At 63.1% G+C, this 14,714-nt stretch carries 11 protein-coding genes; 7 read left to right on the forward strand and 4 right to left on the reverse strand.

The features are described from left to right. Positions 1-16 precede the first annotated feature (16 nt). Complete coding sequence (locus GQB03_RS00920; RefSeq protein WP_159682918.1) at positions 17-5,656, forward strand: hybrid sensor histidine kinase/response regulator; 5,640 nt, start codon at positions 17-19, stop codon at positions 5,654-5,656. 20 nt (positions 5,657-5,676) lie between these two features. Here GQB03_RS00920 and GQB03_RS00925 read toward each other — a convergent pair whose 3' ends face one another. Further along, complete coding sequence (locus GQB03_RS00925) at positions 5,677-6,855, reverse strand: trans-sulfuration enzyme family protein (RefSeq protein ID WP_159682920.1); 1,179 nt, start codon at positions 6,853-6,855, stop codon at positions 5,677-5,679. Positions 6,856-6,910: 55 nt separating this feature from the next. Continuing rightward, positions 6,911-8,380 (reverse strand): cryptochrome/photolyase family protein, encoded by a 1,470-nt coding sequence (locus GQB03_RS00930; protein WP_159682922.1) that lies wholly within the window; start codon positions 8,378-8,380, stop codon positions 6,911-6,913. A 268-nt stretch (positions 8,381-8,648) separates the two neighbouring features. Between GQB03_RS00930 and GQB03_RS00935 the strand changes: the two genes are divergently transcribed. The 6 genes from GQB03_RS00935 (at position 8,649) to GQB03_RS00960 (ending at position 13,052) form a co-directional block, all read left to right on the forward strand. Then, the gene (locus GQB03_RS00935) at positions 8,649-9,215 is read left to right on the forward strand and encodes a YqgE/AlgH family protein (protein ID WP_200832084.1); all 567 of its coding nucleotides are present in this window, start codon (positions 8,649-8,651) and stop codon (positions 9,213-9,215) included. Then, positions 9,208-9,684: a Holliday junction resolvase RuvX gene (ruvX, locus tag GQB03_RS00940; protein ID WP_159682926.1), complete on the forward strand. Its 477-nt coding sequence runs from the start codon at positions 9,208-9,210 to the stop codon at positions 9,682-9,684. Before GQB03_RS00935 ends, ruvX begins: the two co-directional genes overlap by 8 nt. Beyond that, entirely contained in the window at positions 9,671-10,171 is a 501-nt protein-coding gene (pyrR, locus tag GQB03_RS00945; protein WP_159682928.1) for a bifunctional pyr operon transcriptional regulator/uracil phosphoribosyltransferase PyrR, read from the forward strand. The genes ruvX and pyrR overlap by 14 nt, the downstream gene beginning before the upstream one ends. Beyond that, on the forward strand, positions 10,164-11,123 hold the full coding sequence (locus GQB03_RS00950) for an aspartate carbamoyltransferase catalytic subunit (RefSeq protein WP_159682930.1): 960 nt from the start codon (positions 10,164-10,166) through the stop codon (positions 11,121-11,123). The genes pyrR and GQB03_RS00950 overlap by 8 nt, the downstream gene beginning before the upstream one ends. Position 11,124: 1 nt before the next feature. After that, positions 11,125-12,405, forward strand: coding sequence for a dihydroorotase (locus GQB03_RS00955; RefSeq protein WP_159682932.1), 1,281 nt, complete (start codon positions 11,125-11,127; stop codon positions 12,403-12,405). Between the two features lie 68 nt (positions 12,406-12,473). After that, positions 12,474-13,052, forward strand: coding sequence for a YqaA family protein (locus GQB03_RS00960; RefSeq protein WP_159682934.1), 579 nt, complete (start codon positions 12,474-12,476; stop codon positions 13,050-13,052). Between the two features lie 768 nt (positions 13,053-13,820). Here GQB03_RS00960 and GQB03_RS00965 read toward each other — a convergent pair. Together GQB03_RS00965 and GQB03_RS00970 are read right to left on the reverse strand one after the other, a co-directional pair. Further along, on the reverse strand, positions 13,821-14,120 hold the full coding sequence (locus GQB03_RS00965) for a DUF167 domain-containing protein (protein WP_159682936.1): 300 nt from the start codon (positions 14,118-14,120) through the stop codon (positions 13,821-13,823). 8 nt (positions 14,121-14,128) lie between these two features. After that, positions 14,129-14,707 carry a YggT family protein gene (locus tag GQB03_RS00970; protein WP_159682939.1) on the reverse strand — a complete coding sequence of 193 codons (579 nt, stop codon included), beginning with the start codon at positions 14,705-14,707 and terminating at the stop codon, positions 14,129-14,131. Positions 14,708-14,714: the final 7 nt, after the last annotated feature.

Genomic DNA, 14,714 nt, shown 5'->3' on the forward strand with positions numbered 1-14,714 from the left:
TCGACGAGGCAGCACGATGACTTCTCCGAGCGACCTGGACAGCGGCCCGCTGGCATGGGTGAAGGGCGAGATCGACCTCGCCCTCGAACGCGCCGAAGAGGCCCTCAAGGCAGCAGTCGACGCGCCGGACCGCGGCGCGCGCCTGCAGTTTGCGCAGACCCATCTGCACCAGGTGCGTGGTGCACTGGCCATCGTCGGCCTTGAAGGCCTCACTGTCTTCAGCGACGGCCTCGACCGCCTGCTGGCAGAGCTCGCCCGCGAAGAAAGACCCTATTCGCCAGAAATCAGCGCGCTGTGCCTGCGCTGTGTCGCCGCACTTGGCAACTACCTTGATGAACTCAGTCACGGCGTGCCCGACCGGGCCCTGCGCCTGCTACCGCTGCTGCGCGAGATTGCGACTGCCCGAGGAGTGACCGAACCTGCAGCGGCAGAGCTTTTCTTTCCCGATCTCGGCGCCCGCCTGCCGCGCCGTGATGCGCCGCTACCCGCCGACGCGGCGGACCAGCTGCGCCAGCAGCTCAAACACCTGCGGGCGCGTTACCAGGCGGGCCTGCTCTCACTGATCAAGCACGCCGATTCCGCTGACGGCCCGCATGCGATGGCGGACGTCGCCAGTGCGATCGAGAATCTCGAGGCACTGCCTTCGAACCGTGCATTCTGGTGGAGCGTCCACGCTCTGTTCGACAGCATGGCCGAAGGCGCGCTGCGCGGAGACCCTGCAGCGCGGCAGATTTGCAGCCGGGTCGACGCACATTTGCGCAAGATGGCCACGGGGCCTGTCAGCGCCCCCTTGCAGTTCCACCGCGAAGTCCTCTACAGGCTTGCGGTTTCGCCCGTGGTCAGCGCCGCGGGCGCGCAGGTCCGCACGCTCTATCGACTCGACCAGCTGATCCCCGAGGCCGGCTCCGCCCTCTGCGAACAACCGCTCGGCCCGCTGCTGGCCCAGTTGCGTACCCGGTTCGCCGAGGCCCGCGACACCTGGGACCGCTTTGCAGGCGGACTCGCAGTAGCCCTGCCGCAGTTCGAGGAAGAGCTCGCGCGAACCATCGAAGCCGGCGGAGCACTGGGACGCCCCGCATTCCGGCGACTCTTGGGAAAGCTGTCGGAGGTGGTGTCGTGGTTGCGGCAGGACCCGCTGCGCTTCGACGAAGCGCTCGCGCTCGAGGTGGCGTCGGCGATCATGCTCGCCGAAACGGCTCTCGATACCGGGCGCGTGCCCGATACTGCCTTTGCATCGCAGGTCGCACAGTGCGAAGCCCGGCTCGAAGCGCTCACCGGCCAGACCGACGTACAGGACCTGGCAACAGGCGATCTTCCCGATGCGGTGCTGCAGGCCCAGGAGCGCATGGCGCTCAGCCAGCTCTCGCGCGAGATGCAGGTCAATCTGGCCCAGGTCGAGCAGACCCTCGACGACTTCTTCCGCCGTCCCGAGCGGCGTGGGGCGCTACCGGCACTGCAGACCCCACTCAAGCAGATCGAGGGTGCGCTCAACCTGCTCGGCGAGAGCCGTGCCGTCGAAGTCGTGAAAGACTGCGCGGGACGCATTGCGGTCCTCGCCGAGGGCGCAACCGAAAGCGAGACGGACGACTACGAATACCTCGCCCACCATCTGTCGGCGCTGGGTTTCTTCATTGGCGAACTGCAACGCGGCCAAGCTGACCTCGACCGACTGCTGAATCCCGATCAGCCGGCGGCAGACATCGACGATACGGCCGCCCCCCGCGAGGCCCTGCCTGTCGCTGGAGAGGCTGTCGAAATCGCCGAAGCGCCGGCCTCCCTCCCCCAACCCGAACCGCCCGGGATCACGATCCCCCCCGACGACTTCACCGACGATCACGCCGAACCGGAACCGATGGAATCGGTGGCGGCGGAAGCCGTCTCGCCGCCACCCACCGCTGCGCCGCTTCAGGCTCCGCCATCCGAAGACTTGCTCACCGCGAGCGATTCCGAGATCGACTCGGAATTGCTCGATATCTTCATCGAAGAGAGCCACGAGGTTCTCGACAGCATCGCTCGACATCTCGAACTTTCCCGGGGAAATCCAGCCAACAGCGAGACGCTCACCACCATCCGCCGCGGCTTTCATACCCTCAAGGGCAGCGGCCGGATGGTCGGTCTCCTCGCGCTGGGCGATGCCGCATGGGGTCTCGAGCAGACCCTGAACCGCTGGCTGCAGATGGAATGGGAACCTACCGAAGCGCTCCACAAGCTCATCGGGGATGCCCACGGACTGTTCACGGCCTGGGTTTCGCAGCTCGAATCCGGCGGACCGCTGGAAATGAACGCAGCCGCGCTGCTTGAGGAAGCAAGCCGCCTGCGGGACAGCGAGAGTCCGCTCCAGACCCCGCACGAATCCAGCCCGCAGCAAGAGGCCGAGGTGGGCGACGGCGGTGAGCTTGACGATGCCCTGGTCGAGACCGATCTCGAGTTTTCCGCTCGCGCGCTCTCGGCTGCCGACGAGGATCGCGCAGAAGAAGGAACTTCCGACGCCGCCTCGATCGAGACCGATATCGATTTCGTCGACCTCGAGCGGAGCCAATGGACGGAGGACATCGCCGACCTGGAGGAAGTCGACGTTGCGCCGGAGGCGCAGGCGACCGAGCCGGCCCCGACCGACGCGGGTGACGCGTTCGCGCCGCCCCCTCCTGTCGACAGTTTCGACCTGGACGCCTTCGGAAACGAGGACGAACGCTTCGATCTCGACCTCGACTTCGCCCCTCCCGCCGAAACGCAAGCGCCGATGGATGCCGAAGTTGAGATACTGGAGATTTTCGATCTCGACGAAGCCCCCGTCAGCCCGCCGGACAACGGCGATCAGGACATGCCCTCGGATGGCGCCGCCGCGGCGACGGCGGTCGAAATGGAGCTGCCCGGCGAAGCACCGCCAGCCGAACCCGAACCACGCCCCGATCCCGATACCGTTCAGCTTGGCGACCAGACGCTGTCGAGGCCCCTGCTGGATCTCTATCTTGCCGAAGCACGTCAGCACCTGGGTACCCTGCGCGTCGAGATCGACAGACTCCGGACCAATCCGGTGCTGCTCCCGGCCGAGCCGTCCATCCGCGCAGCGCATACCCTGTCGGGAATTTCCGGTACTGCCCGGATCAATGCCTTGCAGACGCTCGCCAAGTCGCTCGAGCAGGCCCAGCTCAGGCTTCGAGACGCCGAGTGCCCGCCGACCGGCGAACAGGCCGAGCTCATGTACCGCGCCACGACCACGCTCGACGCGATGCTTGCCGAAGTGGCCGAGCTGGTCATGCCGTTGCCGGTCCCGGAGCTGGCAGAGCAGCTCGACACCCTGCAGCGCCTGCCGGTGTACGGCGAGCCCACCCTGCCCGACGAAGACCACGAAGCGCTCGTGCCACCGTCGATGGCTACCGACAGTTCGACCCAGACGGCCATCGACAAGCCCGCACCGGCAAGCCCCGTGCTTCACGACGAACTCGACGACCAGCTGCTGCCGATTTTCCTTGAGGAAGGCAGCGAACTGCTGACCCAGCTGTACGGTTGTCTGCGCGAGTGGCGCAGCGAGCCGGCCGACGACACCCACCACACCGATCTGGCGCGCCTGCTGCATACGCTCAAGGGCAGCGCACGCATGGCTGGCGCGATGACCCTCGGTGAGGCGGTACATGCCATCGAAACCAGGCTGGAAACGAACCGGACGCAGGTCGACGGAACCTTCATCGACGAGCTCGAAGAAACAATCGACGCGGTTTCCCGCAGCCTGGATCTGCTTTCCGGCGGCGGTACCGCGGAGGCGGCCGAAGCAAGTGACGAAACCGCCACAGCGGCCGCGCCGATGGGCGAGGCCGCTGACAACGAGACGATCGCGAGCACGGGCGGCACGCTGCGCGTGCGCGCCGAACTGCTCGACCAGTTCGTCAACCAGGCGGGAGAAATCGGTATCGCCCGGACCCGCATCGAAGGCGAAATGCGCACGGTGCGCCGATCGCTGCTGGACCTCACCGAAAACGTCATCCGGCTACGCAACCAGTTGCGCGAAGTCGAGATACAGGCAGAAAGCCAGATGCAATCGCGCATCTCGCTGTCCGGCGGGCGTGATGGCGATTTCGATCCGCTCGAGATGGACCGCTACACCCGGCTGCAGGAGCTGACCCGGATGATGGCGGAGAGCGTGAACGACGTCACCACGGTACAGCACAATCTGCTGCGCAACCTTGAAGGCTCGGAAGCGGCGATGAACGCCCAGTCGCGCCTTAATCGCGATCTGCAACAAGGCCTCATGCGAATCCGTATGGTGCCATTCGACAGCATTGCCGAACGCCTGCACCGCGTGGTCCGCCAGAGCGCAAAGGATCTTGGCAAACGGGCAACGCTCGACATCCGCAGCGGGAATATCGAGGTCGACCGCAGCGTGCTCGAACGCATGACCGCACCACTCGAACACCTCTTGCGCAATGCCATCGCCCACGGCATCGAGACCGGAGAGCAGCGCCGCCGCGCCGGCAAGGCCGAGATCGGCCAGATCGCAATGAATCTTGCCCAGGAAGGCAACGAGATCGTGGTCGAGTTGGCCGACGATGGCGCGGGGCTGAATCTCGAGCGGATCCGCGAACGGGCGCTCGAAAGCGGCCTGATTTCGGCCGACGACATGGTGGACGAAAAACGTCTCACCGGCCTGATCTTCCTGCCGGGGTTCTCGACTGCCCACACGCTGTCTGCAGTTTCCGGGCGAGGCGTCGGCATGGATGTCGTGAAGAGCGAAACCGCAGCCGTGGGCGGCCGCATCGACGTCATCACGACGCCCGGCAGCGGCACCCGCTTCCGCATCTACCTGCCGGTAAACCTGGCCGTCACCCAGGCCTTGCTCGTACGAGCGGCTGGCCGCAGCTACGCGATTCCGTCAAGCATGGTGGCCCAGGTACAGGAGCTTCGCCCAGAAGGGCTCGAGGCGCTGCGCAGCACCGGTCACACCGACTGGCTCGGCGAACGCTACAGCTATCGCTATCTGCCCCGCCTGCTGGGCGACCGGGAAACCCGCCCCGAAATACACAAGTTCAACTGGGTTCTGCTGCTGCGTGCCGGCGCCCAGACGCTTGCGCTGCACGTCGACGCACTGCGGGGCAACCAGGAGGTCGTGATCAAGAACGCGGGGCCGCACATTGCCCGCATCGTCGGGATTTCGGGCGCCACGGTTTTGGGCGATGGCGAGATCGTCCTCATCCTCAACCCGGTCGCGCTGGCCAGTCGCAGCGACATCGAAGCCGCAGACGACGGCCCCGAGCTTCCCGCGGTCGCGGTCGCTCCGGAACATCAACCGACGGTCATGGTGGTGGACGACTCACTCACGGTACGCAAGATCACCGGCCGCCTGCTCGAACGGGAAGGCTACCGGGTGGTGACCGCCAAGGATGGCGTCGATGCACTGGAGCGCCTGCTCGAAGCGGTGCCCGATGTGGTCCTCTCGGATATCGAGATGCCGCGCATGGACGGCTTCGACTTGGCGCGCAACATCCGTGCCGACGAGCGGCTCGCGAGGCTGCCGATCATCATGATCACCTCGCGTCTGGCCGACAAGCATCGGCAATATGCGAGCGAGATCGGCGTCGACCACTATCTCGGCAAACCCTACCAGGAAGAGGAACTGCTGGCGCTGATCCGCGGCTACGCGCCGCTACCGTCACACGGCTGAGCGTAACGGCCCGATCCGATTCAAACAGCCAGGGCCTGTTCGAAATCACGCACCAGATCCTCCGGATGTTCTAGCCCTACGGCAATCCTTACAAGCGCCGTCGACACGCCGGCAGCCTCGATCTGGGCGATGCTGAGAGAGCCTTCCCAGACCGAGGCGGCATGAACGGCAAGCGTCTCGACACCACCGAGACTCACCGCGTTCGCCACCAGCTGCAAGCGCCCGACCAGGGATTTCGCGGCATCGTAGCCACCGGCCAGCTCGATGCTCAGCACCCCGCCGAAACCCTTCATCTGTCGACGGGCAAGGGCATGTTGCGGATGGCACTCGAGGCCCGGGTAGTGAACCCGTGCCACCGCCGGATGCGCCTGGAGCGCGCGGGCAAGCGTCAATGCGCTCTCGCACTGGCGCGCCACCCGCAACGGCAGGGTGCGCAGCCCACGCAACAGCAGCCAGGCATCAAACGCATTGCTGCTTGCGCCGAGCACGATGGCGTGCTCCCACACCTTCTGCACCGCCGCCTCGTCCCCGCAGACCACACCGGCGACGAGATCACTGTGGCCGCCGAGGTATTTGGTTGCGGAATGCACCACCAGATCGATGCCGTGGTCGCCCGGTCGCTGGTTGATCGGCGAGGCGAAGGTGTTGTCGGCCACGGTCGTGATGCCGCGCGCCCGGGCGGTTGCGGCGACGGCAGCCAGATCGGTAATCGCAAGTGTCGGATTCGACGGGCTCTCGACGATCATGAGACGGGTTTCCGGTCGCAATGCCGCTTCGAAGGCTGCAGGATCGGTCTGATCGACCTGCGTGACCGACACACCGAAACGTGGCAACAGATCCGCCAGCAGACGCGTGGTGCCCATGTAATGGGCGCTCTGGGCCACGATGTGATCGCCCGCCGACACGTTGGCCAGTACCGTGGTCGAAATCGCACCCATGCCCGAGGCGAGCAACAGCGCCGCGGCCTTTCCCTCGAGCCCGGCAATCACGCGCTCGGCCCGCGCAACGGTCGGGTTGCCATAGCGCGTGTAAAAGCGCATCGGCCGGTCACCGGTCGCGATTTCCGCAAACTCGCTCGCAGATCTCGCCCGGAAAGTGGAGCTTGGGTGGATCGCGGGCGCAATATCGGCAAGATCCTCGACACCGGCATCACCATGAATTGCAAGCGTCTCGGAGTGAAGGGGGAAATCGACTGGCATGGCGAAGGTCCGGCAACTTGAAGCGCCCAGTATAGGCCCGGCGCCCATCGAAGACTCAGACCGCGTCCTGCCCATCCGCGCGAACCACCTCGAAGCGCTCCAGCGTTCGCTTCCTCGCCTCCGCATGATCGACGATCGGCAGGGGATAATCACTGCCGATGCGACATCGGGCGGCGCTCTGGTCCACCGGCGACATGGTCCATGGCGCGTGAATGAAGCGGTCGGGTACGTTGGCAAGTTCGGGCAGGTAGCGCCGGATGAATCCCCCCCGCGGGTCGAATCGCTCGGACTGGGTCACCGGATTGAAGATGCGGAACCACGGCTGGGCGTCGCAACCGGTCGATGCGGCCCACTGCCAGCCGCCGTTATTGGCCGCGAGGTCGAAATCGTTCAGATGCTCCGCGAAGTAGCGCTCTCCGGACCGCCAGTGGATGCCAAGGTCCTTGGTAAGGAACGAGGCGACGATCATGCGCAGGCGGTTGTGCATGTAGCCCGTCTGGTTGATCTGGCGCATCGCCGCATCGACGATCGGATAACCGGTCCGCGCCTCGCACCAGGCGGCGAATCCGGCCGGGTCGGTCACCCACTCGACGCGGTCGAATGCCGACCGGAAGCTGCGCTCGACCACGTGTGGATGGTGCCACAGGATCTGTTCGTAGAAATCCCGCCAGATCAGCTCCGACAGCCACGTATCCCCGCCCTCACTACCCGCACCGAGCGCCTCACTGACCAGCCTGCGGATCGAAATCGTGCCGAAGCGCAGATGTGTCGACAGGTAGGACACGCCCTTGCGAGCAGGAAAATCCCGTGCAACCTTGTAATGATCGATACGCCCGCGAAAATCCTCGAGCAGGCGCCGCCCCCCCGACATGCCGCAGGGCAGTGCGAGTTCGCTCAGATTGGTCGGTTCGAAGCCGAGCGCCTGCAGCGCAGGCACGCCACCGCCTGCCCCTGGTGCCAGCGCGGCGGCACGTGGTGCCACCGGAAATGGCGTTGGAGGCTGCGTTTCGAGCGCCTTGAGCCATGCTCGCTTGTAGGGCGTGAACACGGTGAAGGGCGTGCCGCTCTGGGTAAGCACCTCGCTCTTCTCGAAGATCACCTGATCCTTGAACTGAATAAAGCGGACGCCTCGTGTCCGCAACCTCTCCGCGACGTCTGCGTCGCGCTCGATTGCCGACGGCTCATAGTCCCGGTTGCACAGCACCGCATCCACCTCCAGCTCGAATGCAGTCGCGGCAACCAGATCACGGGCCGCGCCGTGAAGCACCGTCAATCCGCTGCCGGCTCCCCCGGCGCCGCGAGAGAGTTCATCCAGGCCACGATCGAGCTCGACAAGGCTCTCGCGGATGAACTCGACACGCCGATCGTCGCGTCGCGGCAGAGCCTCGAGTATTTCGGTATCGAAGACGAACAGACAGTAAACCTTGCGATAGTCGCGAAGGGCATGGCTGAGTGCGGCGTGGTCATCGACGCGCAAGTCGCGCCGGAACCACACCAGCGCGGATTCGCTACGGATCAAGTTCATTACCTCCCGGCAAAAGTCATCCCGATACGACTGCGGGGCGCATCGGAGCAGGCAAAGCATACGCCAGCGGCAGCGCGTTCCGCTCCAGGGCACCCCAAGGGAGACGACACTGCAAGCCACACCTCATGCCACGCCCATCGCCCCAACCTACCCTGAATGCGCGATAGCGATCCGAATTTTCGTGCCGTGCCGGACCTTCCGATACGCAGCGCCCGCGAGTCGGCTCCGGCCCGCATCTTTTGGCGGACCTTGGCGTAAAATGAGTGCCATGATCAGCCCGACCAGCAATCTCACCCATCACTTCCTGCTCGCCATGCCTGCCATGGCCGACCCAAACTTCGCCCGCACCGTCACCTACATCGCGGAACACAACGAACAGGGCGCACTCGGCATCATCATCAACCGGCCGATCGACATGACACTGGCAACACTCTTCGAGCGCATCGATCTTCCGCTCGACGCGGCTGACATTGCAGGTCTGCCGGTATTCTTCGGCGGCCCGGTACAGACCGACCGCGGTTTCGTACTGCATCGCCCCGCGGGAGACTGGCATTCCAGCCTCAAGGTAGCCGATGAAGTGGCAATGACCAGCTCCAAAGACATCCTCCAGGCACTTGGCAGCGCCGGTGAGCCACACGAAGTGCTCGTCGCCCTCGGCTACGCGGGATGGTCAGCGGGGCAGCTCGAGCAGGAGCTCGCCGAGAATGCCTGGCTGACGGTTCCGGCAGACATGGCAATCATTTTCGAAACACCGCCCGAGGAGCGTTTTGCCGCCACCATGCAGCTGCTCGGCATCGACTATGCACGGCTCTCGGACGTTGCCGGTCATGCCTGAGCCGGAGATCGTCGGCACCGCGCTTTTCTTTCCCGACGGGCGCGGTACCCTGCTTGGCTTCGATTTCGGACTGGCCCGCATAGGTGTCGCAACCGGAGAACTCGAAACCCGCAAGGCGCACCCGCTCGAAACGATCTCGACGGAGGCAAACGCGGCCCGCTTCGAGCATATTGGCCGACTGATTGCCGAATGGCAGGCGGTCGGACTGGTGGTCGGGCTACCGGCAAGCGTTGACGGGGTCGAGCACGCGACCGCGCGCCGCTGTCGACGCTTTGCCAATCAGTTGCATGGCCGTTTCAATATCCCGGTCGCGCTCATCGACGAAGGATTCAGCTCCGCCCAGGCCGAAACCGAACTTCGAAGCGCTGGCCGGAAAAGCTGGCAGAATCGCAAACCCGTACTCGACGCGGTTGCCGCGCAAGTCATCCTGCAACACTTTCTGGACGTCACGCACAATGCAACTTCCTGACGCAGAGTCCATGCTCCATGCTCTAGTGGAGCAGATGCGCCCCAACATGACCGCCGATACGGCACTGGTCGGCATACACACCGGTGGCGTGTGGCTGGCCGAACGCCTTCACAAGGCACTGGGCCTCACCCAACCGCTGGGGTGCATCGACGTGTCCTTCTATCGCGACGATTATGGCTCCAAGGGACTCCACCCCCAACCACAGCGTTCCGGCATTCCCTTCGACGTCGACGGCACGCCTATCGTAATCGTGGACGACGTCCTCTATACCGGACGTACCACTCGCGCCGCGCTGAACGAGCTGTTCGACTATGGACGACCGTCACGCGTGGATCTCGCCGTGCTGGTCGACCGCGGCGGCCGCGAGTTACCGATCGCTGCCCGCTACTGCGCCCATACACTTGCCGAACCGCTTGCTGCCGACCAGAGCCTTCAGCTCGAGCGCAACCCATCCGGCAAACTCGAGCTGGGGCTGATCAATGCGTAATCCTCAACTCAACGAACACGGCGAACTGCAGCATCTGTTATCGCTCGACGGTCTTCCGAAGAGCGTGCTCACCGCGATACTCGATACCGCCGAACCCTTTACGGAAGTCGCTGAACGTGAGGTCAAGAAGCTTCCGCTGCTACGCGGCAAGAGCGTGTTCAACGTCTTCTTCGAAAACTCCACGCGCACCCGCACGACCTTCGAGATCGCTGCGAAGCGCCTGTCCGCAGACGTCATCAACCTCAACGTTGCAACCTCATCGACCAAGAAGGGCGAGACCCTCCTCGATACGGTGGACAACCTCTGCGCAATGCAGGCCGACATGTTCGTGGTACGCCATGAATCCAGTGGCGCCCCGTACCTGATTGCCGAGCACCTGCACAATACCGGCCGCCACCATATCCGCGTGGTGAATGCGGGGGATGGTCGCCATGCCCACCCCACCCAGGGCCTGCTGGATATGTTCACCATCAGGCACTACAAAAAGGATTTTCACAATCTGACGGTCGCGATTGTTGGCGACGTTCTTCACTCGCGCGTGGCTCGCTCGCAGATCGCGGCGCTGACGACGCTGGGTGTGCCGGAAGTCAGGGTCATCGCACCGCGTACGCTGCTGCCCACCGACGTCGAACGCATGGGCGTGCGTGTCTTCAACGACATGCACGAAGGGCTGAAGGATGTAGACGTGGTGATGATGCTGCGTCTCCAGAACGAACGCATGAACGGCGCATTGCTTCCGAGCCCGCAGGAATTCTTCAAGGTCTGGGGGCTGACCATGGAGAAGCTGGCGCGAGCCAGACCGGACGCGATCGTGATGCATCCGGGCCCGATGAATCGTGGCGTCGAAATCGACTCGGCGGTTGCGGATGGTGGCCAGGCCGTGATCCTGCCCCAGGTGACCTTTGGTATCGCGGTCCGCATGGCCGTGATGAGCATGCTCGCAGGAAGCTGAAATGAGAATTCGCATTGCCAATGGCCGGCTCATCGATCCGGCGAACCAGCTCGACGCGACAAGGGATCTATATATTGCCGACGGCCTCATCGTGGGTGTCGGAACGGCCCCCAGCGGGTTTTCCGCGGACCGCACGATCGACGCCACCAACCTCATCGTCTGCCCAGGTCTGGTGGACCTCGCCGCACGGCTCAGAGAGCCGGGCTTCGAATATCGCGCGACGCTCGAATCGGAGATGGAAGCGGCCATGGCTGGTGGGGTGACGAGCCTTGCGATCCCACCCGACACCGACCCTGTTCTGGACGAACCCGGCCTGGTGGAGATGCTCTGTTACCGCGCCAAGAAGCTGAATCGCGCCCACGTCTATCCGGTCGGAGCGCTGACGGTCGGCCTCAAGGGCGAGCGACTCTCCGAGATGGCAGAGCTCGTCGAAGCCGGCTGCGTGGCGTTCAGCCAGGCAAACACGCCGATCATCGACAACATCGTGCTGATGCGTGCGATGCAGTACGCAGCGACCTTCGGATTCCGGGTCTGGATGCAACCGGTGGCACCATTTCTTGCGCGTGGCGGCGTAGCCCACGACGGCGAAATCGCCGCGCGCCTCGGGCTGGCGGGCATACCAACGGCGGCTGAAACCATCGGGTTGTACACTCATATCGAGCTGGCTCGCATTACCGGCGCCAGGCTTCATGTGACGCGTCTATCCAGTGCCGAGGGCCTCAAGATGATCAAGTGGGCCAGAAAGGAGGGAGTGGACATCACCTGCGACGTTTCGGTGAATCACCTGCACCTGTCGGAAATGGATATCGGCTATTTCAACCCGAACTGCAACCTCACACCGCCGCTGCGCACGCAGCGGGACAGGGAAGCCTTGCGACAGGGCCTTGCCGACGGAGAGATCAACGCGCTGTGCTCAAATCACACGCCGGTTGACGACGACGCCAAGCAGTGCCCGTTCGCCGAGGCCGAACCAGGTGCCACGGGCCTGGAATTGCTGTTGCCGCTCACGATCAAATGGGCCCAGGAAACACGTACGCCGCTGGTCACCGCACTCGCAAGGGTTACCTCGGACGCGGCACGAATCATCGGCAGCCAGAAGGGTGGTCATCTGTCAGTCAACGCACGGGCCGATGTCTGCATCTTCGACGCCGACACTTACACCCCTGTTTCGCGCTCCAGATTGCGTAGCCAGGGCAAGAACACACCCTTCCTTGGACTCGAGCTGCCGGGCGAGGTCCGCTACACGCTGGTCGAAGGGCAAGTGATGTTCGAAGCGAGTTGACACCCGAACGGCCGGCCGGAAACACAGTCGGATCCGGGCCGGCCATCCCGGGCATATAAAAGCATTCCATGAAGATCTTTTCCCCGCTCTACCAGCGCGTTCTGCGCTGGTCACGGCATCCGAAAGCGTCACGGTATCTGTGCGCGCTGAGCTTTGCCGAGTCATCGTTCTTCCCGATCCCGCCGGACGTGATGCTTGCGCCAATGAGCCTGGCTTCACCGGCACGCGCCTATCGTCTGGCAACGATGACGACCATTGCCTCGGTCGTTGGCGGCCTGTTCGGTTACGCAATCGGCAGCTTCGCTTTCGAGGCCATCGAACCAATGCTGCGCGATTCCAGCTACTGGGCGAGCTACCAGGCCGCAACCGAGTGGTTTCACAGATGGGGCGTATGGGCCATCTTCGTGGCTGGCTTCTCCCCCATCCCCTACAAGGTATTCACCATCGCAGCCGGAACACTGGCCATGCCGGTGATGCCATTCACCCTTGCATCGTTCGTCGGCCGTGGCGCACGATTCTTTCTTGTTGCGGCACTCATGAAGCGTGGCGGCGCAAAAATGGAGGCCGTGCTGTACCGCTATGTCGACCGTCTCGGCTGGGCGATGGTCGCACTCGTGGGTGTTGGCGCCTACTTCTTCAGCCGCTGACAGGCTTTCCAACCCGCTCGGCCACCCTGCTTTCAGGCATCCCTTGCCGACGACAGCAGCAGCGGCCAGCTACCCCTTCCCGTCGCGTCTCGACCATCGCCCGGGCGTTGGGCGACGACGCCCCGCCGTGGCCAGCTCGCAAGAGGAAGATTGTTGCATCGGCAACTGCATAAACCCCACAAATGCTGCCATGCACAAATTAAATTAACCCAGAAAAGCGCTTTTTTATTGATAAAAATCAATAATTTAAATGATTTCAATCGTTCGTTTAACGGAAAGTAACACACATATATGTTGCAACGCAGCAGAGCGCTCTGTATAGTTGGACCTGTCTCCTCCACCCTCCTCCTTTGGTGTGGATTGAACCCGAGCCCTAGGGCTCGGGTCTTTTTTTGCCCATTTCCTTGGGCTCAATCCATCCTGAGTACAGCCATCCCTCGTTCGCGCGCCGCCCTACTCGGACGGACCTGGCTCCGGGCCGTGCAAGATCGGCCAAAATCCATAAATTATTTGTATTGTGCTATGCACAAATTCCATTGAACTGAAAAAAACATAATTATTTTATTTTTTTTCAAACACTTATGTTAAAACAACCGTTTGTTTCTCAGAAAATAGCTTGAGAAGGCTATTGCGGCGCATTCGACACAAGCGTATCTTCCAAATCGTCTCCTCCACCCTCCTCCTTTGGTGTGGATTGCACCCGGGCCCCAGGGCTCGGGTCTTTTTTTGCCCAGAGGCCGCTGATCGCGAAGCAGAAACCCGACAGGCCTATCCCGGGAGGACTTGCAGGCGCCTCAAGGCTTCGGCACCAGGTTCGCGAAGAGCCACTCGCTTTGAACGACTCGTTTCCCCGGAGATCAACTCGACCCGGTTCCTGCCTACGCCGCAAAAGCGTGCGATGAAGAAGAGCAGCGCCGAGTTTGCCTTTCCATCGACCGGCGGCGCGGCCAACCGGACCTTCATGGCGCCGCCATGAAGGCCACAAAATTCCGTCTTTTTGGCATTCGGCTGTATGTATAGGCTCAGAACCCACTCCGTATCGGTTCGTTGCACGAGCCAGTCGCCCATGACCGCGCTCAACGCACCAGCAGCGGCAAGAAAGCCCCTTGAAGACTGCCGAGCAATACCAATACGACCTGCAGCACCAACAGCAGCACCAGAGGGGACAAATCAACGTTCGCGATCATTGGAACCACCTGCCGGATCGGTCTCAGGAAAGGTTCGGCCAGCGCATTGATGATCGGGGCCATCGGAGCATAGGGATTCACCCACGAAAGAATCGCCGACGCAAGGACCACCCCCATCAGCAGGTAGACCATCATTCTCATCAGCTCGACCAACCCTATTCCCCACACGCCGAGCAATGCACCAAGCGGATTGCCGCCCAGATCGATCCCGCGCAGCGCGAACTCGATGAAAACCATCAGCGTTTGTACCGCCCATGCCGGCAGCAGGCTGGCGATATCGAGGCCGAACAGGCCTGGAACGACCCGACGAAGCGGCAGGACCAACCAATCGGTAGTGGCCAGAATGAATTGGCCCAATTGATTCCTGAACGAAACGCGCTGCCATTGCATGAAGAATCGTGCGAGCAACATCAGGGTAAGGAAGCTCGCTGCGGCATTCAGGATCAGGAGTAGCAGGCTGGTCAGCATCGAATGG

The sequence above is a fragment of the Cognatazoarcus halotolerans genome, assembly GCF_009800965.1.
GTDB classification, from domain to species: Bacteria; Pseudomonadota; Gammaproteobacteria; order Burkholderiales; family Rhodocyclaceae; genus Cognatazoarcus; species Cognatazoarcus halotolerans.

Excerpts from the sequence above, each read along its gene's own strand:
- GQB03_RS00920 (WP_159682918.1), top strand. The coding sequence starts at position 17 with ATGACTTCTCCGAGCGACCTGGACAGCGGCCCGCTGGCATGGGTGAAG.
- GQB03_RS00925 (WP_159682920.1), bottom strand. The coding sequence starts at position 6,855 with ATGCCAGTCGATTTCCCCCTTCACTCCGAGACGCTTGCAATTCATGGT.
- GQB03_RS00930 (WP_159682922.1), bottom strand. The coding sequence starts at position 8,380 with ATGAACTTGATCCGTAGCGAATCCGCGCTGGTGTGGTTCCGGCGCGAC.
- GQB03_RS00935 (WP_200832084.1), top strand. The coding sequence starts at position 8,649 with ATGATCAGCCCGACCAGCAATCTCACCCATCACTTCCTGCTCGCCATG.
- ruvX (WP_159682926.1), top strand. The coding sequence starts at position 9,208 with ATGCCTGAGCCGGAGATCGTCGGCACCGCGCTTTTCTTTCCCGACGGG.
- pyrR (WP_159682928.1), top strand. The coding sequence starts at position 9,671 with ATGCAACTTCCTGACGCAGAGTCCATGCTCCATGCTCTAGTGGAGCAG.
- GQB03_RS00950 (WP_159682930.1), top strand. The coding sequence starts at position 10,164 with ATGCGTAATCCTCAACTCAACGAACACGGCGAACTGCAGCATCTGTTA.
- GQB03_RS00955 (WP_159682932.1), top strand. The coding sequence starts at position 11,125 with ATGAGAATTCGCATTGCCAATGGCCGGCTCATCGATCCGGCGAACCAG.
- GQB03_RS00960 (WP_159682934.1), top strand. The coding sequence starts at position 12,474 with ATGAAGATCTTTTCCCCGCTCTACCAGCGCGTTCTGCGCTGGTCACGG.
- GQB03_RS00965 (WP_159682936.1), bottom strand. The coding sequence starts at position 14,120 with ATGGGCGACTGGCTCGTGCAACGAACCGATACGGAGTGGGTTCTGAGC.
- GQB03_RS00970 (WP_159682939.1), bottom strand. The coding sequence starts at position 14,707 with ATGCTGACCAGCCTGCTACTCCTGATCCTGAATGCCGCAGCGAGCTTC.